The organism is Luteimonas sp. BLCC-B24 (genome assembly GCF_028550595.1).
GTDB lineage: Bacteria > Pseudomonadota > Gammaproteobacteria > Xanthomonadales > Xanthomonadaceae > Luteimonas.
In genome coordinates, this window is sequence record NZ_JAQQGN010000011.1 from 68,564 (window position 1) to 89,829 (window position 21,266).

A 21,266-nucleotide genomic window follows, 5' to 3' on the forward strand; every position below is an offset into this window, starting at 1 on the left:
CTAGCGACTTTGGGATTGCAGCGCCGCCTCCAGTGCGTCGCTCATGAGAGCTGGGTCGGCGCGACCGTTCTGGTTGGTCAGCACGATCGTGGTCAGACGCGCGGCGATATCGCGCCGGAACCAGCACGAGAAGCCGGCAGTGCCGCCCCCGTGCGCGACCACGGGCCGCTCGCTGCTGGCTTCAATCTTCCAGCCCAGTCCCCAGTCGATGGCGGTGCCGTCGGCGAGCAACGCCCGGCGCCACATGCGCTCACGGAGCGATGCGTCGACCAGCTGTCCAGCGTCCAGCGCGATCGCCCAGCGGGCCAGATCGCGCGCGGTGGACACCAGGCCGCCTGCAGAGAACGTCGCACCCGGCGCTGCAGGTGGCGGCACGTCGTCCCAATCCACGCCGGTCCAGAAACGTCCCGTCGCGACATCGTCGCCGGCCTGTACCTGCGTGCGCGGACCGGTACGCGTCATTCCGGCGGGCCGGAAGAATCGCGTGTCCAGTTGCGTCCAGTAGGACGCCCCGCCGACCGCCTCGGCAGCCATGCCGAGCAACACATAGCCGGTGTTGCTGTAGACGTGTCGCGTCCCGGCAGCGAACGCGAGCGGCCGATCGGCCGCGATCGCGACGATCTCGCGCGGTGTCAGCGCCTGCGGCATCAGCGTGCGGAAGTTCGTTGCGTCGAGATACTCCGGCAGGCCGCCGGTGTGCGCGAGCAACGAGGCGAGGCTGCGGTCCCGCCAGGTCAGCGGCAGGTCGTCGACGTAAGCGGCGATGGGCGCGTCGATGTCGAGCAGACCGTCAGCCGCGAGTGCGAAGACCAGACATGCAGTGAAGGTCTTGGTCAGCGAACCGATCTCGAACACGGTGTCGGCGCCCGGGGTCCGTGCATCGAACGGTCCGCGTCGGCCACGCCCGCCGAGCACCACGATCCTGCCCGCACGCACGACGCCGATCGCGGCACCCGGTGCGCCATCGAGATCGATCGCGTCGAGCAGCGCGTGGTCATCGCGTTCGGCATGGGCGTACGCGGGCGCGAGCGCCAAGGCACCGATCGCTCCCAACACCGCGCGACGTCGCATGCAGCCTCCGTGACGGGGTCTCAGTTCACCACTTGAACAGCACCAGGCTGATCGCCAGCGCCGCCATGCCGGTCACCAGGCCGTAGACCGTCTCATGGCCCTTGGCGTAGCGCTTGGCGGCCGGCAGCAGTTCGTCGAGGGCGAGGAACACCATCACACCCGCGATCAGGCCGAAGACCACGCCGAACACCGGTTCGGACAGGAACGGGCGCAGCACCGCGTAGCCGATCAACGCGCCGACCGGTTCCGCCAGGCCCGACAGCAGGCAGGCGAGAAACGCGTAGAGCTTGTTGTTGGTGGCGAAGTAGACCGGCACCGCGATCGCGATGCCTTCGGGAATGTTGTGGATCGCGATCGCGAAGGCGAGCGGCATGCCGACGCCCGGGTTCGACAGCGTGGCGAAGAACGTCGCCAGGCCCTCGGGGAAGTTGTGCGCGGTGATGGCCACGGCCGTCAGCAGGCCCACGCGCTTGACGTAGCTGGCGTTGTGCTCGCGGAAGTAGGGATCGTCCACTTCCAGGCGTTCGTGCGGATTCGGCACCAGACGGTCGGTCGCGACGATGAACAGCACGCCGCCGAGAAACGACAGCGTGCCCCAGGTGAAACCGAGTTGCTCGCCGTAGGCGTTGGTGAAGGCGAGTATCGATTTGTCGAGGATCTCGGTCAGCGACACGTACACCATCGCACCCGCGGCGAAGGCGAGGCCGAAGGCCAGCAGGCGGGCATTGGGCTGCCGGGCGAAGAGCACCAGCAGGCTGCCGAGCCCGGTCGCCAGGCCGGCGGCCGTGGTGACGGCGAGGGCGATCCAGAAGTGATCGGTGGCGATGTCGGTCATGCGGGGTGGCCGGCTGAGGGGAGAACGCGGCTCAGTCGGCCGGCGTGTCCGGCCCGGATGGGCGCGGCGCCATGCTAGCGGATGCCTCGAGCGTCGTGTCTTCGGTCTCGGCCTCCGGGCCGACCTCGGGCGCAGGGCCGAAGATGATCCGCGCCGCACGCTGATAGGTCCAATAGGCCATCGTCCAGTTGAGCAGCACGACCACGCGGTTGCGGAAGCCGATCAGGAAGAACACGTGCGCGATCAGCCAGAACCACCAGGCGACGGCGCCCGAGAGTTTCAGTTTGCCGACGTGGACCACGGCGGCCATGCGGCCGATGGTCGCGAGGTTGCCGAAGTCGCGATACACGAACGGCGCGCGGGGCTGGCCGCGCAGGCCGGCGCGGATGTTCGCCGCGACGTGCCGGCCCATCTGCTTGGCCGCCGGCGCCACGCCCGGGACCGGGCGGCCGTCGCTCTCCACTGCGGCGAGATCACCGGCCACGAAGATGTCGGGGTGCCCCGGCACGGACAGGTCTTGGGCCACGCGCACGCGGCCGGCGCGATCGCGCGGGGCATCGAGCAGTGCGCCCAAGGGCGAGGCGGCGACACCCGCGGCCCAGATCACCGTGCGCGCCGCGACCCGTCTGCCGCCGAGGCAGAAGCCCTCGGCGTCGATGTCCTCGACCGCGGTGCCGGTCAGCACGTCGACGCCGAGCTTCTGGAGCTGCCGCTGCGCGCGCTGCGACAGATCCTCGGGGAACGAGGCCAGCACGCGCGGCCCGGCTTCGACCAGACGCACCGTCGCGGACGCGGGGTCGATGTGGCGGAATTCGCTGCGCAGCGTGTGCCGGGCGATCTCGGCCAGCGTGCCGGCGAGCTCGACACCGGTCGGCCCGCCCCCGACGACGGCGAAGCTCAGCCAGGCCGCGCGCTGCTCGGGATCGGATTCGGCTTCGGCGCGCTCGAACGCGAGCAGCAGACGGCGACGCAGCAACAGGGCGTCGTCGAGCGTCTTCAGCCCGGGCGCGTGCGCGGCCCAGTGGTCGTTGCCGAAGTAGGCGTGGGTGGCACCGCTGGCCAGCAGCAGCCGGTCGAAGCCGAGCGTCTGGCCGCCGTCGAGACGCAGGGTGTGCGCATCGGCATCGATGCCTTCGACCTCCGCCAGGCGCACTTCCACGTTGTCCTGCTTGCGCAGGATATGGCGCAGCGGCGCGGCGATGTCCGGCGCCGAAAGCCCGGCCGTCGCCACCTGGTAGAGCAGGGGCTGGAACAGATGGTGGTTGCCGCGGTCGATCAGCGTGATCCGCACCGGGTCACGCGCCAGCGCACGCGCCGCCCAGAGGCCGGCGAAGCCGCCGCCGACGATGACCACGTGGGGAACAGAACCGGGATTCGCCATGGACGGATCCGCTGTGAGGTGGCGACCGATTGTAGGTGCGCCGCTGCAACAGCCTGTCAGTGCGTGGGCCGCGCGCGCGCCGGCGTCGTGCAAACGGCGTCACCCGAACCGAGTCGCGACGAGCGCAGCAGCCCGCCGGCCGGCACCGCACCCGTCCGGGTGTGATGCGCGGGACGGGGCCGTACGATGCCGCGGGTTCCGCCGCTTCCTCTGCCGCGCTGCTCGCGGGCGACGCCAGTCTTGCGGGCGCGATCCTCGGCGGACGCCGGCCCTACGCGCGCGTGCGCGGTCGTTCGCGCCGGCCGTGCGGGCCGACGCCGTCCGTCTCAGAGCCGCGCGCGTTGCGCGGCGAGGGCGTCGTATTGCGCGGTCCAGTCGGCGAGGCGCTGGCGCTCCTGGTCGACGACCGCCGCCGGTACCTTGTCGCTGAACTTCGCGAGCTTGGCGGCGCTCTTGTCCTTCTCCGCGCCGATCCGGGCGAGCTCCTTGTCGAGGCGCGCGCGCTCGGCATCCAGATCGACCAGGCCTTCGAGCGGCACGAACAGCGCGAGCTCGCCGACCAGGGCCGACGCGGCCGGCGGCGGCTCGCCGTCGAGCGTGTCGATGGCCGACAGGCGCGTCAGAAAGCGCAGCTGCGATCCGAAGCGCCGCATGCGCGCGACGTCGTTCGCAGCGCCGGCACGCACCAGCAGCGGCACCTGCTTGGACGGCGACACGCCCAGCTCGCTGCGGATGCGGCGCAGCGCGCCGACCATCTGCTTGAGCCACTCGACATCGGTGGAGGCCTGCGCATACGAGGCTACCAGCGCGGCATCGGCCGCGGGGTAGGGTCGGAGTGAAATCGTCGTGGCCTCGATGCCGATCCGCGGTGCGACCTCGCGCCACAGTTCCTCGGTGACGAACGGGATCAACGGGTGCAGCAGACGCAGCAGCGATTCGAGCACGTGCAGCAGGGTCTGGCGGGTGCTCGTCGCGGCGGCCGCGTCCTCACCGAGCAGCGCCGGCTTGGCGAGTTCGACGAACCAGTCGCAGAAATCGTTCCAAGCGAATTCGTACACGGTCTGCGCCAGCAGATCGAAGCGGTAGCTGCCGAAGTGCGCACGCGCCTCGTCGGCGGTGATCGCCAGCCGCGCGAGGATCCAGCGCTCGGCGTCCGTGGTCGGCTCGGGCGCGCCTGCGGCGGTGAGGCCTTCGGTGTTCATCAGCACGAAGCGCGTCGCGTTCCACAGCTTGTTGCAGAAGTTCTTGTAGCCCTCGGCGCGGCCGAGATCGAACTTGATGTCACGGCCGGGACCGGCGAGCGCGGCCATCGTGAAGCGCAGCGGGTCGGCGCCGTGCGCGGCGATGCCGTCGGGAAATTCCTTGCGCGTGGCCTTCTCGATCTTCGGCGCGTCGGTCGGCTTCATCAGACCGGTGGTGCGCTTGGCGACCAGTGCGTCGGCGCTGATGCCGTCGATGATGTCGAGCGGGTCCAGGATGTTGCCTTTCGACTTCGACATCTTCTGGCCGTCCTTGTCGCGGACCAGGCCGGTCATGTAGACGTCGTTGAAGGCCACCTTGCCGGTCAGCGCGTCGGTCAGCATGACCATGCGCGCGACCCAGAAGAAGATGATGTCGAAGCCGGTCACCAGCACGCTGGTCGGCAGGAAGTCGTCGAAGCCGCGCTCGCGCATCGCGTCCGCGTCGGGCCAGCCGAGCGTGCTGAAGGGCCACAGGGCCGACGAGAACCAGGTCTCGAGCACGTCGCTGTCCTGGCGCAGCGCGACCTCCTCACCGATGCCGCCGCGCGCGCGCGCCTCGGCCTCGTCGCGGCCGACGTAGATGTTGCCGGCCTCGTCGAACCACGCGGGAATGCGGTGGCCCCACCAGAGCTGGCGGCTGATCGTCCAGTCCTGGATGTTCTCCATCCAGTGGCGGTAGGTGTTGACCCAGTTCGGCGGCACGAACTTCACCGCGCCGCTCTCCACCAGTTCCATGCCGCGTCGGCCGAGTTCGTCCATCGCGACGAACCACTGGTCGGTCAGGAACGGCTCGATCACCGAACCGGTGCGATCACCGAAGGGCTGCATGATCGGCTTCGAATCCACGACCGGATTGCCGTCGGCATCGGTCACGGCGAGGCCTTCTGCCGTGATCTGCTCCACGACCTGCCTGCGCGCCTCGTAGCGATCCAGCCCGCGCAGCGCGTCGGGCACCAGATTGACTGCGCCGACGTCGCCGGCCTCGCGCTCGCCGCGCGCGATCGCGCCTGCGATCTCCGCGCTCTCCTCGTAGGGGAGACCATCGGTGCGCATGCGCGCGTGGCTGTCCATCAGCGCGTACAGCGGGATGCCGTTGCGCGCGGCGACCTGGTAGTCGTTGAAATCGTGGGCGCCGGTGATCTTGACCGCGCCCGAGCCGAACGCCGGATCGGGATAGGTGTCGGTGATGATCGGCACCAGCCGCCGATGCGCCTTCGGCCCGACCGGAATCTCGCACAGCTTGCCGACGATCGGCGCATAGCGCGCATCGTCGGGGTGCACCGCGACCGCACCGTCGCCGAGCATGGTTTCCGGGCGCGTGGTCGCGATCGAGATGTAGTCACGCGTCTCGCGCAGGGTGATGGTGCCGTCCGCGTCGCGCTCGATGTATTCGTAGGTCTCGCCGCCGGCCAGCGGATACTTGAAGTGCCACATGTGGCCGGGCACTTCGCGGTTCTCGACCTCCAGATCGGAGATCGCGGTGTCGAGCACCGGATCCCAGTTGACCAGGCGCTTGCCGCGATAGATCAGGCCCTTCTCGTGCAGGCGCACGAAGGCTTCGATGACCGCTTTCGACGGCATGTCGTCCATGGTGAAGACACTGCGCGTCCAGTCGCCGGACGTGCCGAGACGCCGCATCTGGCGCTCGATCGTGCCGCCGGACTTGGCCTTCCACTCCCACACCTTGTCGATGAAGCCGTCGCGGCCCAGCGAATCGCGGGTTTCGCCCGCGCCTTGGAGCGCGAGGTTGCGCGAGACCACCATCTCGGTCGCGATGCCGGCATGGTCGGTGCCCATCTGCCACAGCGTGCGATGGCCGAGCATGCGGTGGTAGCGGATCAGCGCGTCTTGCAGCGTGTGCTGGAAGGCATGACCCATGTGCAGCGTGCCGGTGACGTTCGGCGGCGGCAGCAGGATCGTGTACGCCGGCCCGTCGCCCTGCGGCCGGAACACGCCGCTCTGCTCCCATTCCGCGTACAGGCGGGCTTCGAAGGTACCGGGGTCGTAGCTTTGGGCGAGGGGCATAGGGCGTGGGATTCGGGATTGGGGATTCGGGATTGGGCAGAGCAGGGATACAGGCGGGGCGGAGTTCGCGTTCGAATCCCCAATCCCCAATCCCGAATCCCTGTGCCTCACATATCGTGCTTCGCGACGTCCAGGCCGGCGGCCTTGTACTGCTTCCAGCGCTCGCGCAGCGGTTCGCGGGCCGAGTCGTCGGCCGGCACCACCTCGAGCACGCGCTCGAAGCCGGCGGGCGCCACGGTGTCGCGCAGGTTGATCACCAGCGCGCGCATCGGCATGTCGATGTCAGGGGTGGCGATGAGCACCGGCGTGACGTCGTCCTCGTCGTCCATGCCGGCGATCTGGTGCGGGATGTAGGTGTCCTCGCCCATGTCCCAGAGCATGTCGTCGAGGGCCTCGGCCTGCTCGGCGTCGCGGGCGAGCACCAGCGTCCACAGGTCGGCCGCATAGGCCTTGCGGACCAGTTCGCACACCAGGCGCAGCGGTTCCTCGCGGAAGCGCGGCTTGGCGATCAGATAGAAATCGGCACGGGCCATGGCGTCGGCGGTCGGGCCACGGACGGGGACACGGCGTCGCGCGCGATCCCCGTCGGGCCCGGACCGGTCAGGCAACCCGGTCCATCAGCCACTGGCTCAGCAGGCCCACCGGGCGGCCGGTGGCGTAGGCCATCTTGCCGCTGCCGCTGGCGCTGCCGGCGATGTCGAGATGCGCCCAGCGCTGCTTCTCGGTGAAGCGCGACAGGAAGCAGCCGGCGGTGATCGCGCCACCCCAGCGGCCGCCGATGTTGTAGACGTCGGCGAAATTGGAGTCGAGCATCGACTGGTACTCGTCCCACAGCGGCAGGCGCCAGGCGCGATCGAACACGTGCTCGCCGGCGGCCAGCAGCTCGTCGGCCAGGTCGTCGTGCTTGCTCATCAGGCCGGTGGCCTGGGTGCCCAGCGCGACCATGCAGGCGCCGGTCAGCGTGGCCACGTCGACCAGCGCCGCCGGCTCAAAACGCTCGGCGTAGGTCAGCGCGTCGCACAGGATCAGGCGGCCTTCGGCGTCGGTGTTGCCGACCTCGATGGTCTTGCCCGACATGCTGGTGATGACGTCCGACGGCCGATAGGCATTGCCGTCGATGCCGTTCTCCACGGCCGGCACGACGACGTGCAGATTGATCGGCAGATCGAGGCCGACCGCCGACACGAAGGTCCCCATGACCGTCGCCGCGCCGCACATGTCGAACTTCATTTCCTCGATGCCGCCCTGCGTCTTGAGGTTGACACCGCCGGTATCGAAGGTGATGCCCTTGCCGACCAGCACATAGGGCTTGGCGTCGCCGCCGTTGTTCCAGCTCAGCACCACCAGGCGCGGGCGGTTGGCCGAACCGCGCGCGACCGCGAGCAGCGAGCCCATGCCCAGCGCTTCCATCTGGTGCTCGTCGAGGACCTCGCAGCTGGCCTTGTCGAAACGCGCGGCGAAGGCCTGCGCCTGTTCGCCGAGGTAGGCCGGATTGCAGATGTTCGGCGGCAGGTTGCCGAGCTCGCGAGCGAACTTCACGCCGGCGGCGATCGCCTTGCCCTGGGCGAGGGCGTCGGCGTCGTCGCCGTGGACCGTGATCGTGGCCAGCGTCGAAGGTTCGCGCTTCTTGTTGTGGGCGCCCAGCGTGGCGACATAGCGGTAGGCCGCGTGGTCGGCGGCGATCACCGCCTGACGGATCTTCCAGGCGGTGTCGCGGCCGGCGACGTCGAGGTCGGCCAGGGCCAGCGTGGCGTTGCTGCAGCTGCCGTCCTTGAGGGCGCGGACCGCGTCGCCGACGGCCTTGATGTACTGCGAGGCGCCGAACTTGGCGTGCTCGCCGAGACCGACGGCCAGTACGCGCGTGGCGGCGAGGCCGGGCAGATCGTGCAGCAGGCTGGTGCGGCCGGCCTTGCCGGAGAGGTCGCCGCGCTGGGCGAGGGCGGCGAGGCGCCCGCCGCTGGCGGCGTCGACCGCTTCGGCGGCTCCGGTGAGCGGGCCGTCAGCGAAGACGCCGACCACCAGGCAGTCGGTGGCCAGTTCGGCGGGCGCGGCGTGGTTCAGGGAGAATTCGAGGGTCATCAACCAGATTCCATAGAGTGATCGGTACACTTCACGGTCCAGTGCGCGGCGCCAGTGAGAGGCTTGCCGGGTCGGATGCGCCGGATCGGCGCGGCTGGACGAACCCCCAAGTCTAAAGCAAAGCCCCTGCACCCGATGCCGAAGCTCGACAGTTACCTGTTCCGCGAGTTCGCCCAGTCGACCTTCGCCGCCCTCGTGGTGCTGCTGATCGTCAGCCTGGGTGGCGTGTTCGCCGACGTGCTCAGCGACATCGCCCGCGGCCGGGTGCCGGCCGGTCTGATGCTGGCCCAGCTGGGCCTGCAGGTGCTCAATTATCTGCCGCTGATCCTCCCGCTCGGCCTGATGCTGGGGCTGATGCTGGCCGTGGGCCGCCTCTACCGCGATACCGAAATGCCGGTGCTGACCTCGGTCGGCGTGGGGCCGAAGCGCCTGCTGCGGCCGCTGATGCTGGTGGTCGGGCCGATGGTGCTGTTCATCGGCGCCTGTTCGCTGTGGCTGGGCCCGTGGGCGCGTGATTATTCGCAGCGCATGATCGAGGCCGGTCAACGCAGTCTGCTGGTGTCGGGCCTCGAGGCCGGGCGTTTCGTCGAATTTCCCGGCGGTGGCGGGGTGATCTACGTCAACGCGATGTCCGATGACGGCAGCCAGCTCGGCCGGGTGTTCGTCTACCGCCAGGACGAGGGGCGCATGGACGTCACCACGGCGATGACCGGCGAACTGACGGTCGACGGCGACGGCCGCTTCCTGCGTCTGGACGAAGGATTCCGCGTCGAGGGCCCCCTCGATGCGGGGCTCGACTACCGGCTGATGCGCTACGCCAGCAATGAATTGCGGCTGCCCAGTGTCGAGGCGAGATCCCGCTCCGACGAGCCGGAACTCGCGCCCACACTCGCGCTGTTCGGTGATGACCGTCCGGCCGCGCAGGCGCAGTTGCATTTCCGCATGGCGCCGCCGCTGCTGGCGCTGGCCTTCGCGCTGCTCGCGGTGCGACTGGCGCGCAGCCCGCCGCGGCAGGCGCGCTACGGCCGCATGATGATGGGCTTTCTGGCGTATGTGCTCGGCATGAACCTGATGATCATGGGCACCGACTGGGTGGAAGACGGCAAGGTGCCGGCCGCGCTCGGCCTGTGGTGGCTGGTGTTGCCGTTGCTGGTGTTCTGCATCTGGATGTACGTCAGCGACGGGCGGGTCAAGGCGCCGGTCTGGAAGCGCGCGTCATGACGATCCGTCCGCTGCTGCGCATCCACGATCTCTACGTCGCCCGGGTGATCACGGTGATGGTGCTGGCCACGTGGGTGGTGCTGACCGGCCTCGACACGGTGATGAGCGGCCTGCTGCCGGAGATGGACGACATCGGCCAGGGCCAGTACGGCTTCATGCAGGCGTTGACCTACGTCATCTACACGATTCCGCGCCGTGCCTACACGATGTTCCCCACCGCGGCGGTGATCGGTTCGCTGATGGGACTGGGCCAGCTGGCGGCCACGTCGGAGCTCATCGCCATGCGCGCCGTGGGCCTGTCGCGGACGCGGATCAGCCTCTCGGTCGCGCTGCCGCTCGTCGCCCTGACCGCCCTGATGGTCGTCAACGGCGAATGGGTCGGCCCGGCGTCCCAGCGCGCCGGTGATTCGATGCGCGGGGCCGCGTTGTCGGACAACATGATTCTGGGCCGCTATTCGGGCCTGTGGGCGCGCGAGGGCGACACCTTCCTCAATGCGCAGAACGGCAACGAGATCCGCGAGGGCGGCAGCAGCCGGATCCAGCTGCAGGACGTGCGTCTGTTCGAATTCGCCGCCGACGGGCGTCTGGAATCGGTCGCCCACGCCAAGACCGCCGAGCACGGCGCCAACGGCTGGCGCCTGCTCGAGGTGCAGCGCACCTGGTTCGAGCCGCGTGCGGTCACCCGCACCGAAGCCCTGGAAGAGCAGTGGGCGTCGCAGCTGGATGCGTCCACGCTCGCCGCCAGCGCCAGCAACATCTGGCGGCCACGCTACATGCCGTCGAGCGAACTGCGGGCGGGCATCGAATACCGCAAGCGCAACCAGCTCGACGCCAGCGAGTTCGAGGAACACTACTGGGGGCGCTGGTTCTATCCGCTCAATGTCCTGGCCCTGTGTCTGGCCGCGATTCCGTTCGCGTTCGGCTCCCTGCGCAGCGGCAATGCCGGCAAACGTCTGTTCATCGGCGTGGTCTTCGCGCTGGGCTTCTGGCTGGCGCAAACCCAGGTGGTGAAGCTGGCGGCGGTGTACCGCCTCGACTATCGGCTCGCCTATCTGATTCCCCCGGCGATCATGCTGATCGTCTCCTGGAGCCTCTTCCGGAAGCGGAGTGGGTGAGGCGCACCCGTTTGCGCGGCACTGCCGCGCGGGTGCGCCGAACGCCCGGCGTGCTTCGCCGGGCCGGACACGCGCGGAAACGGCGAGCCGATAGCGCTTCGACCGCCGCCGCGCGGGTGCGCCGAACGCCCGGCGTGCTTCGCCGGGCCGGACGCGCGCTGGAGTGAAGAGCCGATAGCACGTTCGACCGCCACGCGCGTGGCGACGAACGCCTCGCGCGCTTCGCGCGCCGGAATGTCGGGCCGGCCGTTCGACCGTCGTCGCAACGCGAGCCTGGCGGCCTGCCACGTGCTGTCAGGCCGCGCGCATGTCGCCACGCGTACAGCCCGGAGACCGTGCCCACGCTTCTCGCATCTAGGGGTACGCGACACCGCTCCGGCAGCGGCAGCGCGCCATCGTCAATCCCGACCGCGCGTCGCCTCGCGCAGCACGCGCGTGCCGCTCGCCCGGTCGTGCCAGGTCAGCCGGTCGCGATCGAACCAGGCCCACCAGAAGCCGAGGCCGCCGACGGCCAGCGACACCGTGCCGACGGCGAAGCGCAGCCACAGGGCGCCGACGTGCGGCCGGTCGCCGCCCGACGTGCGTACGCGCAGCCCCCAGGGACGCATCCCCAGGGTCTGGCCGCCGTGCCGCCAGCTCACCACCGCGTACAGCCCGGTCACGCCCCAGCAGCACAGCCACAGCACCCATTGCAGGCCGCTCAGCGGTGCGATGTTCTCGTGCGGGTCGTGGCGGCCGAGCAGGGTGTAGCCCGCGGTGAACACCGCCGAGAGCAGCAGCCACAGGGCGAGTGCGGGCCACAGGTCGTAGAGCAGCGCGAGCAGGCGGCGGCCGATCCACGGCGGGTGCGCTTGGGCAGAGGGGGCAGGCATCGGCATCGCGGAAGGATAGCGGCGCGGCGGCTAAGCTTGGGCGTATGTCGACTGCCACCACACCCGCCGAACGCCGTGCGCTCGCGACCGCGCTTCCACCCCTGCGCGACGACGATCGGGCGGCGATCGAGGGCTTCCTCGACGCGTTCTGGGCCGATACCGGCATCGCCGTCCAGACGGCCGCCGCCTACCGCCGCGATCTCGAAGGCCTGGCGCGCTGGCGCGACGGCCGCGACGGCGGCATTGCGCACGCCGATCGCGGTGCCCTGTTCGAGCATCTGGCCTGGCGTACGCGCCACGGCTGGTCGCCGCGCAGCAACGCCCGGCTGCTGTCGGCACTGCGCGCGTTCTACGCCGATCGCCAGCGGCGCCACGGCCGCACCGATGATCCCACCGCATTGCTCGACCCGCCCAAGCTGCCGCGCTCGCTGCCCAAGGCCTTGAGCGAGTCGCAGATCGATGCGTTGCTCGACGCGCCCGATACCGGCACGCCCGAGGGCCTGCGCGACCGCACCATGCTCGAGCTGATGTACGCCTGCGGCCTGCGTGTCAGCGAGTTGACCGGCCTGCCGGCCAATGGCGTGAACCTGCGCCAGGGCGCGTTGCGCGTGACCGGCAAGGGCGGTCGCACACGGCTGGTGCCGCTGGGCGAGGAGGCGCAGCACTGGTTGCAGCGCTATCTCGACGACGCGCGCGGGGCGCTGACCGGCAAGCGCGCGCTGCCGGGCGGTGCGCAGGGCGAGACCCCGCTGTTCGTGACCGCCAGCCGCACGCCGATGAGCCGGCAACAGTTCTGGGCACTCGTGAAGCGCTACGCCGTACTCGCCGGCATCGACGCCGCGCGCATCAGTCCGCATGGGCTGCGTCACAGCTTCGCCACCCATCTGCTCAACCGCGGCGCGGACCTGCGCGCGCTGCAGATGCTGCTCGGACACAGCTCCCTGTCCACGACCCAGATCTACACCCTCGTCGCCCGTGAACAGCTCAAGCGCCTCCACACCACCCACCACCCGAGGGGGTGAGCGCGTGCGGCTTGCGAGCCATCGGCTCGCGCACGCGCGAACGCCCGGCGTGCTTCGCCGGGCCGGACGAGCGATGCATCAATACGTCGACAGGAGTCGATACCGACCGCGGGTGCGCCGAACGCCTCGCGTGCTTCGCGAGGCCGGGCGGGCGATGCACCCATGCACCGGCGTCGGGTCGATGCCAGCTCGCGCACGCGCGAACGCCCGGCGTGCTTCGCCGGGCCGGGCGAGCGATGCATCAATACGTCGACAAGAGTCGATACCGACCGCGGGCGCGTCGAACGCCTCGCGTGCTTCGCGAGGCCGGGCGGGCGATGCACCCACGCACCGGCGTCGGGTCGAGGCCGGCTCGCGCACGCGCGAACGCCCGGCGTGCTTCGCCGGGCCGGATGAGCGGTGCATCACTACGTCGACAAGAGTCGATGCCGACCGCGGGTGCGCCGAACGCCTCGCGTGCTTCGCCGGGCCGGACGAGCGATGCATCAATACTCGACAAGAGTCGATACCGACCGCGGGCGCGTCGAACGCCTCGCGTGCTTCGCGAGGCCGGGCGGGCGATGCACCCGCGCACCGGCGTCGGGTCGATGCCGGCTCGCGCACGCGCGAACGCCCGGCGTGCTTCGCCGGGCCACACGCGGCGTCGACCGCTCGGCAGTACCTCGATGCCCTCCTGTCCGTGCGGTGGTCCGCGCGCCCGGCGAGGCGGGTGGCCGCCGAACCGGCGGGCCGATCCCGCCCTGTCCCCGGGGCGCACGCCTGGACGCGAATGCCTGTCCGGCGTTGCGCCGCTGCACGGGCGCGGACGGCCGTCGGCGCCCTGGCGCCGGCAGCGCCGCTCTCCGCCTCCGGCATGAACGGTGTCCGGGCTGTGGCGGGGCGTTCCGGTCCCCCTTTCCGCTTCGTGCCAGAATTGCCGGCCCCGGAGCTGTCTCCGCCGTTGGTCGCCAGAATCGATGAAGCGATACGTGTTCGCGCTGTTCAGTGCCTTCAGCCTGTCCGCCTGTGCCCAGGGCACCAGTCCGGACGCGGCGGCGCCCGGCGCCGAGGCCGCGCCCAGCGCAGTCACCGCGGCCGAGGCGGCATCCCCCGGCTCGCCGGCCGCCAACGCGCGCAACGCCATCCTCTCGATCAATCCGCGCGTGGACATCGAAAGCGTGTCCGATGCTCCGTTGCCGGGCTTCCAGGAAGTCATCGTCTCGGGCCAGGTGCTCTACGTCAGCGACGACGGCCGCTATGTGCTGCAGGGCAGCCTGTTCGATGCCGAGGAGAAGCGCGATCTCAGCCAGGCCGGCCTGTCGCAGTTGCGCAAGCGGCTGCTGTCCGAGGTGCCTGAGGACCAGCGCATCATCTTCGCGCCGGCCAATCCCAAGTACACCGTCTCGGTGTTCACCGATGTGGAATGCGGCTACTGCCGCCGTCTGCACGAGGAGATCGCCGACTACAACAAGCTCGGCATCGCGGTCGAGTATCTGGCGTTTCCGCGCATGGGCCCGGGCAGCGAGGATTTCCGCCTGATGGAGTCGGTGTGGTGTGCCGACGATCGCCGCCAGGCCCTGACCGACGCCAAGTCCGGCCGCCGCGTGCCGCCGAAGACCTGCGACAACCCGGTCGCTGCGCATTACGCGCTGGGCCAGCGCGCCGGCCTGACCGGCACGCCGATGATCGTGGCCGAGGACGGCACCCAGATGCCGGGCTACATGCCGCCCGATGCGCTGTTGTCGGCGCTGCAGCGGCTCGAAGCCGAGGGCGGCGGCAACCGCTGAAGCGCCCGCGGCGTCGCAGACAGCCGCCGTCGGGGCGGCGGCGCCGGCCATTGGCTACAATGGCCGGCCCTGAAATACGGTTTCCCCGGACATGATCGTCCTCGAGGGCCAGCAGGCCCTGTCGCCGTTCCGCCGCGAACGGCTCGAAGCGCGTCTGCGCGCAGTGGCGCCCGGTCTCCGGATCGTGGACGCCTGGCACGTCTACTTCGTCGAGGCCGAGCCCGGGCAGGTGCCCGACGACGCCACGTTGCGGCGGATTCTCGAGGTCGATGCCGGCCCGGTCCCCGCGCCGGCCGAAGGCGTGGTGTCGCGCATCGTCTCGCCGCGTCTGGGCACGATCTCGCCCTGGGCCAGCAAGTCGACCGAACTGCTCCGCGGTGCAGGCCTGCCGGTGCGCCGCGTGGAGCGCGGCCTGCGGATCGATCTGCACGGCTGGCCGACCGACCCCGCGATCGCCGGTGCCGTGGCCCGGCAGTTGCACGACCCGATGACCCAGTCGCTGCTCGACGACGTCGCCGACGCCGATGCCCTGTTCGCGGTGCCGCCGCGCGGCGACGTCGAGCGCATCGCGCTCGACGACCTCGAGGCGGCGAACGCGCGCCTGGGACTGGCCCTGGCCGACGACGAGATCGCGTACCTGCGCGAGCGCTTCGGCGCGCTCGGCCGCGATCCGGCCGACGTCGAGCTGATGATGTTCGCCCAGGCCAATTCCGAGCACTGCCGGCACAAGATCTTCAACGCCTCGTGGACGATCGACGGCGAAGCGCAGCCGCAGTCGCTGTTCCGGATGATCCGGCACACGCACGCGCAGACGCCCGAGCACACGCTGTCGGCCTACAGCGACAACGCGGCGGTGGTGGAGGGCTATCCGGCGCGGCGCTTCCGGCCCGATCCGGTGTCGTTCGAATACCGCAGCGAGCCGCTGGTCGACAGCGCGTTCTGCATCAAGGTCGAGACCCACAACCATCCGACGGGGATCTCGCCGTTCGCGGGCGCGGCCACCGGTGCCGGCGGCGAGATCCGCGACGAGGGCGCGACCGGCCGCGGCGGCAAGCCCAAGGCCGGCCTCACCGGGTTTTCGGTCTCGCATCTGCGCATCCCCACCCTGCCGCAGCCGTGGGAGGGCGCGCGCGCGCTGAACCCGCGCATGGCGCCGGCGCTGGAGATCATGCTCGACGGCCCGCTCGGCGGCGCCGCGTTCAACAACGAATTCGGCCGGCCGAATCTGCTCGGCTATTTCCGCAGCTTCGAACTGCCGGAAGGCGACGCCGGCCTGGTGCGCGGCTACGACAAGCCGATCATGCTCGCCGGCGGCCTCGGCGCGATCGATCGCACGATGGTCGAGAAGAAAACGCTGTCGCCGGGTGACGCCGTGGTCGTGCTCGGCGGCCCCGCGATGCTGATCGGTCTGGGCGGCGGCGCGGCGAGTTCGGTGGCCTCGGGCGAGAGTGCCGAAGACCTGGATTTCGCCTCCGTGCAGCGCGACAACCCGGAGATGGAGCGCCGCTGCCAGGAGGTCATCGACCGGTGCGTGGCACTGGGCGAACGCAATCCGATCCTGTGGTTCCACGACGTCGGTGCGGGCGGTCTGTCGAACGCGATTCCCGAACTGCTGCACGACTCGGGCGTCGGCGGGATCATCGATCTGGGCCGCGTGCCCAGCGACGATCCGTCGCTGTCGCCGATGCAGCTGTGGTGCAACGAATCCCAGGAGCGCTACGTCCTCGGCATTCCGCAGGACCGTGTGGACGACTTCACTGCACTGTGTGCGCGCGAGCGCTGCCCGTTCGCGGTGGTCGGCGTGGCGACGGCCGAGGAGCACCTGACGGTCGGCTACGGCGTGCTCCCGGCCGACGGGAGCGCCAGCCCGACGCGGCTCGCCGGGCCGCACCCGATCGACCTGCCGATGGACGTGCTGTTCGGCAAGCCGCCGAAGATGCACCGCGAGGCCGAGCGGCTGTCCGCGCATCGCTGGCCGACGCTGGCGACGCGCGAGATCGATCTGCACGAGGCCGGCCTGCGCGTGCTCGCCCATCCCACGGTGGCGTCCAAATCGTTCCTGGTCACCATCGGCGACCGCAGCGTCGGCGGCCTGACCGCGCGCGACCAGATGGTCGGTCCGTGGCAGCTGCCGGTCGCCGACTGCGCGATCACGCTGTCCGGTTTCGAAGGCTTCGCCGGTGAAGCCATGGCGATCGGCGAGCGCACACCGCTGGCGCTGATCGACTCGGCCGCCGCCGCGCGCATGGCGGTCGGCGAGGCCATCACCAACCTGTGCGCCGCGCCGGTCGACACCCTGCACCGGGTGAAGCTGTCGGCGAACTGGATGGCCGCTGCGGGGCATGCCGGCGAGGAAGCGCGGCTGTTCGACGCGGTCCGCGCGATCGCGCTGGACCTGTGCCCGTCACTGGATCTCTCGATTCCGGTCGGCAAGGATTCGCTGTCGATGCAGGCGCAGTGGCAGTCTGACGGTGTGGCCCACAAGGTGGTGTCCCCGGTGTCGCTGGTGATCAGCGCCTTCGCGCCGGTGCCGGACGTGCGCGCCCAGCTCACGCCGCTGCTGTCGCGCGAGCCCGATACCGAGCTCTGGCTGATCGGTCTGGGTGCCGGCAAGCAGCGCATCGGCGGCTCGGTGCTCGCACAGTGCTTCGGCGCGTTCGGCGGCGCCTGTCCGGACGTCGACGACGGCAGCCGGCTCAAGGCGTTCTTCGAGCTGATCTGCGATGCCCGCGAGGCCGGCCTGCTGCTCGCCTATCACGACCGCTCCGACGGCGGCGCGTTCGCCACGCTGTGCGAGATGGCGTTCTGCTCGCACCTGGGCCTCGACATCGATCTCGAAGGCTGGGGTGACGAGCGCGGCCGCGACGCGGTGCGCACCCTGTTCTCGGAGGAACTGGGCGCGGTGGTGCAGATCGCCGCCGAGGACCGTGCGGAATTCGCCGATCTCGTCGCGCGTCACGGCCTGATCGAATGCGCCCAGCGCATCGCGCGGCCGACGAGCACGCCGCGCATCCGCGTCCACGACGGCGACGAGCGGCTCGCCGAATGGCAGTGGGATGCGCTGTTCGATGCCTGGTGGTCGGTGACCCACGCGATGCAGGCATTGCGCGACAACCCGCAGAGCGCCGAGGAAGAACGACGCGCCGCGCGTGATTTCGCCGCGCCCGGCCTCAAGCCGGTGTTGACCTTCGACCCGGCCGACGACGTGGCGGCGCCGTTCGTGTCGACCGGGGCACGTCCGCGGGTCGCGATCCTGCGCGAGCAGGGCGTCAACGGCCAGATCGAAATGGCCGCGGCGTTCGACCGCGCCGGCTTCGCGGCGGTCGACGTGCACATGAGCGATCTGATCGAGGGCCGCGCCGACCTCGCGTCGATGCAGGGCTTCGTGGCCTGCGGCGGCTTCAGCTACGGCGACGTGCTGGGAGCGGGCCGCGGCTGGGCCACGTCGGTGATGGAACGCGAGGCGCTGCGCGATGCGTTCGCGGCGTTCTTCGGCCGTGAGGACACATTCTCGCTGGGCGTGTGCAACGGCTGCCAGATGCTGTCGCAGTTGCGGGCGGTCATTCCCGGTGCGGAGCACTGGCCGCGTCTGCTGCGCAACCGCAGCGAGCAGTTCGAAGCCCGTTTCGGCCTGCTCGAGGTGGACGATTCGCCCTCGCTGTTCTTCGCCGGGATGGCGGGCTCGAGGATCCCGGTGGCGATCGCACACGGCGAGGGCCGGGTGCAGTTCGACTCGGCAGCGGATCGCGCCGCGGCGGCGGTGGCGCTGCGCTACATCGACGGCGACGGCGTGCCGGCGACCGTGTATCCCGCCAATCCCAACGGGTCCGAGGACGCGATCGCAGGCCTCACCTCGGCCGATGGCCGGGCGACGATCCTCATGCCGCATCCCGAGCGCACACTGCGCACGGTCAATCTGAGCTGGGCGCCGCCGACGTGGCCGGACGACAGCCCGTGGATGCGCATGTTCCGCAACGCAAGACGCGCACTCGGCTGACGCCGACCCGCCGTCGTGTCCAAGGCCCGCCCTGTGCGGGCCTTTTTTTGTGTCGCACTTTTGGATAGGCAGAATCTATCGACAGCGCGGCCGGAATCACCGGCCGACGCCACGGCTTTGCGACCGCTAGCACCTTCGAAAGGCGACTGTCGCCGCGACAAACGCCTGGCGCTCCATCATTGTCGTGACCAATGAGGTCAGATCATGCCGTGATGCGATCTTCACCTGAACGCGCGTTTGGGTATTGACTGACGCGCCGTGTCAGTCCGAGTATCGGCCAACGGCGTTTCAGTTGGGGGATGTTCAGTTTTGGCCGGATTCCGTGAAACACCACGTTTCGAGCGACGGAAAACCGTCGCGATCAGGCCATCCGCTGCACGCCACGCGCCCGTCCACTCCGCGAACCCCGGGACCGCACTGCCGGTCACGTGCGCCGCCTTATCACTCGAGACAAGGAACCGAATTCGATGAATCGCATCTATCGCAAGGTCTGGAACAAGGCACTCGGTCAGCTCGTCGTCGCGTCGGAATTCGCTTCGGGCGACAGCGCAGGCGCCCCGACCGGTGCCGGACCGGTGTCGGGCCAGATGCGGGCCGGCCTGCCGGTGGCGCTGGGCGTGGTGCTGTTCGGACTGGGGGCACCGGGCGCGTTCGCACAGTCGGTGGCGATCGGCGACAGCGGCCCGTGCGTGGTCGCCGGATGGCCGCTGATCGATCGCTGCGCCGTCGACGGCAGCGCGGTCGCCAGCGGCGTCAATGCGGTGGCCATCGGGACCGACGCACGGGCGACGGGCGCGCAGGCCGTCGCCATTGGCGCGGCAGCCAATGCCTCCTCGCCCAACACCGTGAGCCTGGGCGCCTCGGCGCAGGCGACCGCGACCAGCGCCAGCGCAGTGGGCGCGAATGCGCGGGCCACGGCGGCCAATGCCACGGCGACCGGCGCCGGCGCCAACGCCCAGCAGACCGGCGCGACGGCCCTGGGGTCGAATGCCCGCGCCGGCGCCCAGCAGAGCACCGCGGTCGGCTTCACCGCGCAGGCGCTCGCCACCGGCGGCGTGGCGCTCGGACGCGCGGCCATCGTGCAGGCGCCGGCCACCAATGCGGTGGCGATCGGCCACGGCGCGATCGCCAGCGAGGCGGACACCGTGTCGCTCGGGAATGGCACCGGCGCGGGCGGCGCACCCGCCACGCGCCGGATCACCAATCTCGCCGCCGGCGTCAACGCCACCGACGCGGTCAACGTGGCCCAGCTCGACGCCGTCGCCGATGTGGCCGAGGAGACCAGCCGCTATTTCCAGGCCAGCGGCGACGGCGAGGCGGAGGTCATCGGCGACGACGCGGTGGCCGCCGGGTCCGGTGCGGCGGCCGACGGCGGCTACGCGACCGCGGTAGGTGCCTCGGCGCAGGCACTCGGCACTGGCGCATCGGCCTACGGCAGCGGCGCCTTCGCCATCGGCGAGACCGCGACCGCGCTCGGGTTCAACGCGGTGGCCTCGTCCGCGGACGCGGTCGCGGTGGGCGCGCGCGCCGAGGCTAGCGGCGAACTCTCCACCGCGACCGGCGCGGCGGCAGTGGCCAGTGGCGACGGCGCGCTCGCCAGCGGTGCACTGGCCGAGGCCAGCGGCATCGAGGCCACGGCCCTGGGCTTCTTCGCCGAGGCGAGCGGGGACGTGTCGACGGCGGTGGGCGCCGAAAGCGTGGCCAGCGGCGACGAAGCCGCCGCGTTCGGTTTCCGTGCCGACGCCTCGGGTGATTTCGCGACCGCCGCCGGCGGCAACGCCTCGGCCTCGGGCCTCAACAGCTCGGCCTACGGCAATGCGAGCACCGCATCGGGCACGAGCAGCGTGGCGCTGGGCGCCGATGCCACGGCCACGGGGGGCTACAGCACCGCGGTCGGCCAGGCGGCGACCGCGACCGGCCTCAACAGCGTGGCGGTCGGCGGATCACTCGGCGGGCTCTACGTCACCGAGGCCTCGGGCGACTTCTCGACGGCGATCGGCGGCGCGGCCTGGGCGGGCGGCTTCAACAGCACGGCCGTCGGCAATTTCGCCGAAGCCGTCGCCGCCAACAGCGTGGCGCTGGGCGCGGATTCGATCGCCGATCGCGCCGACAGCGTGTCGGTGGGCAGCGCGGGCAACGAGCGTCAGATCACCCATGTCGCCGCCGGCACCGAGGCCACCGACGCGGTGAATCTCGGCCAGCTCGAAGAAGCCACGGCCGATGCCCGCTATTTCCGCGCGACCGGCGAGGGCGAGGCCTACGCGCAGGGCGAGGACGCAACGGCCTCCGGCTCGAATGCGAATGCCGAGGGCGATTACGCGACCGCGCTCGGCGCATCGAGCGATGCCTTCGGTGAGGGCGCGTCGGCCGTCGGCAGCGGTGCTTTCGCACAGGGCGACCGGACCACGGCGCTGGGCTTCAACGCGGTCGCCGATGCCGAAGGGGCTTCGGCGCTGGGCGCTTCGGCCCAGGCCTCCGGCCCGTATGCGACGGCCGTGGGCGCCGAATCGAACGCGTCCGGCCAGCAGGCGCTGGCCAGCGGCTTCCGCGCGATCGCCTCCGGTGACGGGGCGACGGCGACCGGCAGCTACAGCGAGGCGACGGGCTTCCTGTCGACCGCGCTCGGCTACGGCGCCGATGC

At 70.6% G+C, this 21,266-nt stretch carries 13 protein-coding genes; 6 read left to right on the plus strand and 7 right to left on the minus strand.

Going from position 1 to position 21,266, the window contains the following annotated elements:
- The 6 genes from PQS31_RS16455 to PQS31_RS16480 form a co-directional block, all read right to left on the minus strand.
- Complete coding sequence (locus tag PQS31_RS16455) at positions 1-1,071, minus strand: serine hydrolase domain-containing protein (RefSeq protein ID WP_272763930.1); 1,071 nt, start codon at positions 1,069-1,071, stop codon at positions 1-3.
- Positions 1,072-1,096: 25 nt separating this feature from the next.
- Positions 1,097-1,906 carry a zinc transporter ZupT gene (zupT, locus tag PQS31_RS16460; RefSeq protein ID WP_272763931.1) on the minus strand — a complete coding sequence of 270 codons (810 nt, stop codon included), beginning with the start codon at positions 1,904-1,906 and terminating at the stop codon, positions 1,097-1,099.
- Positions 1,907-1,937: 31 nt separating this feature from the next.
- Positions 1,938-3,287: an NAD(P)/FAD-dependent oxidoreductase gene (locus PQS31_RS16465; RefSeq protein WP_272763932.1), complete on the minus strand. Its 1,350-nt coding sequence runs from the start codon at positions 3,285-3,287 to the stop codon at positions 1,938-1,940.
- A gap of 326 nt (positions 3,288-3,613) precedes the next feature.
- The gene (locus PQS31_RS16470) at positions 3,614-6,553 is read right to left on the minus strand and encodes a valine--tRNA ligase (protein WP_272763933.1); all 2,940 of its coding nucleotides are present in this window, start codon (positions 6,551-6,553) and stop codon (positions 3,614-3,616) included.
- 107 nt (positions 6,554-6,660) lie between these two features.
- Entirely contained in the window at positions 6,661-7,086 is a 426-nt protein-coding gene (locus PQS31_RS16475; protein ID WP_272763934.1) for a DNA polymerase III subunit chi, read from the minus strand.
- 67 nt (positions 7,087-7,153) lie between these two features.
- The gene (locus PQS31_RS16480; protein WP_272763935.1) at positions 7,154-8,632 is read right to left on the minus strand and encodes a leucyl aminopeptidase; all 1,479 of its coding nucleotides are present in this window, start codon (positions 8,630-8,632) and stop codon (positions 7,154-7,156) included.
- Between the two features lie 135 nt (positions 8,633-8,767).
- Here PQS31_RS16480 and lptF point away from each other — a divergent pair, with 135 nt between their 5' ends.
- The gene (lptF, locus tag PQS31_RS16485) at positions 8,768-9,853 is read left to right on the plus strand and encodes an LPS export ABC transporter permease LptF (protein ID WP_272763936.1); all 1,086 of its coding nucleotides are present in this window, start codon (positions 8,768-8,770) and stop codon (positions 9,851-9,853) included.
- Positions 9,850-10,968, plus strand: a complete 1,119-nt coding sequence (gene lptG / locus PQS31_RS16490) for an LPS export ABC transporter permease LptG (protein WP_272763938.1) — start codon at positions 9,850-9,852, stop codon at positions 10,966-10,968. The genes lptF and lptG overlap by 4 nt, the downstream gene beginning before the upstream one ends.
- 398 nt (positions 10,969-11,366) lie before the next feature.
- On the opposite strand, the gene PQS31_RS16495 is transcribed toward lptG, so the two are convergent.
- The gene (locus PQS31_RS16495; RefSeq protein ID WP_336314359.1) at positions 11,367-11,840 is read right to left on the minus strand and encodes an RDD family protein; all 474 of its coding nucleotides are present in this window, start codon (positions 11,838-11,840) and stop codon (positions 11,367-11,369) included.
- A 44-nt stretch (positions 11,841-11,884) separates the two neighbouring features.
- On the opposite strand from PQS31_RS16495, the gene xerD reads away from it, so the two are divergent.
- The 4 genes from xerD to PQS31_RS16515 form a co-directional block, all read left to right on the plus strand.
- Positions 11,885-12,862, plus strand: a complete 978-nt coding sequence (xerD, locus tag PQS31_RS16500) for a site-specific tyrosine recombinase XerD (RefSeq protein ID WP_272763940.1) — start codon at positions 11,885-11,887, stop codon at positions 12,860-12,862.
- 956 nt (positions 12,863-13,818) lie between these two features.
- Entirely contained in the window at positions 13,819-14,628 is an 810-nt protein-coding gene (locus PQS31_RS16505) for a DsbC family protein (RefSeq protein ID WP_272763941.1), read from the plus strand.
- A gap of 91 nt (positions 14,629-14,719) precedes the next feature.
- Positions 14,720-18,625: a phosphoribosylformylglycinamidine synthase gene (gene purL, locus PQS31_RS16510; RefSeq protein ID WP_272763942.1), complete on the plus strand. Its 3,906-nt coding sequence runs from the start codon at positions 14,720-14,722 to the stop codon at positions 18,623-18,625.
- 467 nt (positions 18,626-19,092) lie between these two features.
- On the plus strand, positions 19,093-21,266 hold a 2,174-nt coding region (locus tag PQS31_RS16515), incomplete at its 3' end, for an ESPR-type extended signal peptide-containing protein (RefSeq protein WP_272763944.1).

Coding starts and splice junctions, on each gene's coding strand:
- PQS31_RS16455 (WP_272763930.1), bottom strand. CDS start 1,071: ATGCGACGTCGCGCGGTGTTGGGAGCGATCGGTGCCTTGGCGCTCGCG.
- zupT (WP_272763931.1), bottom strand. CDS start 1,906: ATGACCGACATCGCCACCGATCACTTCTGGATCGCCCTCGCCGTCACC.
- PQS31_RS16465 (WP_272763932.1), bottom strand. CDS start 3,287: ATGGCGAATCCCGGTTCTGTTCCCCACGTGGTCATCGTCGGCGGCGGC.
- PQS31_RS16470 (WP_272763933.1), bottom strand. CDS start 6,553: ATGCCCCTCGCCCAAAGCTACGACCCCGGTACCTTCGAAGCCCGCCTG.
- PQS31_RS16475 (WP_272763934.1), bottom strand. CDS start 7,086: ATGGCCCGTGCCGATTTCTATCTGATCGCCAAGCCGCGCTTCCGCGAG.
- PQS31_RS16480 (WP_272763935.1), bottom strand. CDS start 8,632: ATGACCCTCGAATTCTCCCTGAACCACGCCGCGCCCGCCGAACTGGCC.
- lptF (WP_272763936.1), top strand. CDS start 8,768: ATGCCGAAGCTCGACAGTTACCTGTTCCGCGAGTTCGCCCAGTCGACC.
- lptG (WP_272763938.1), top strand. CDS start 9,850: ATGACGATCCGTCCGCTGCTGCGCATCCACGATCTCTACGTCGCCCGG.
- PQS31_RS16495 (WP_336314359.1), bottom strand. CDS start 11,840: ATGCCTGCCCCCTCTGCCCAAGCGCACCCGCCGTGGATCGGCCGCCGC.
- xerD (WP_272763940.1), top strand. CDS start 11,885: ATGTCGACTGCCACCACACCCGCCGAACGCCGTGCGCTCGCGACCGCG.
- PQS31_RS16505 (WP_272763941.1), top strand. CDS start 13,819: ATGAAGCGATACGTGTTCGCGCTGTTCAGTGCCTTCAGCCTGTCCGCC.
- purL (WP_272763942.1), top strand. CDS start 14,720: ATGATCGTCCTCGAGGGCCAGCAGGCCCTGTCGCCGTTCCGCCGCGAA.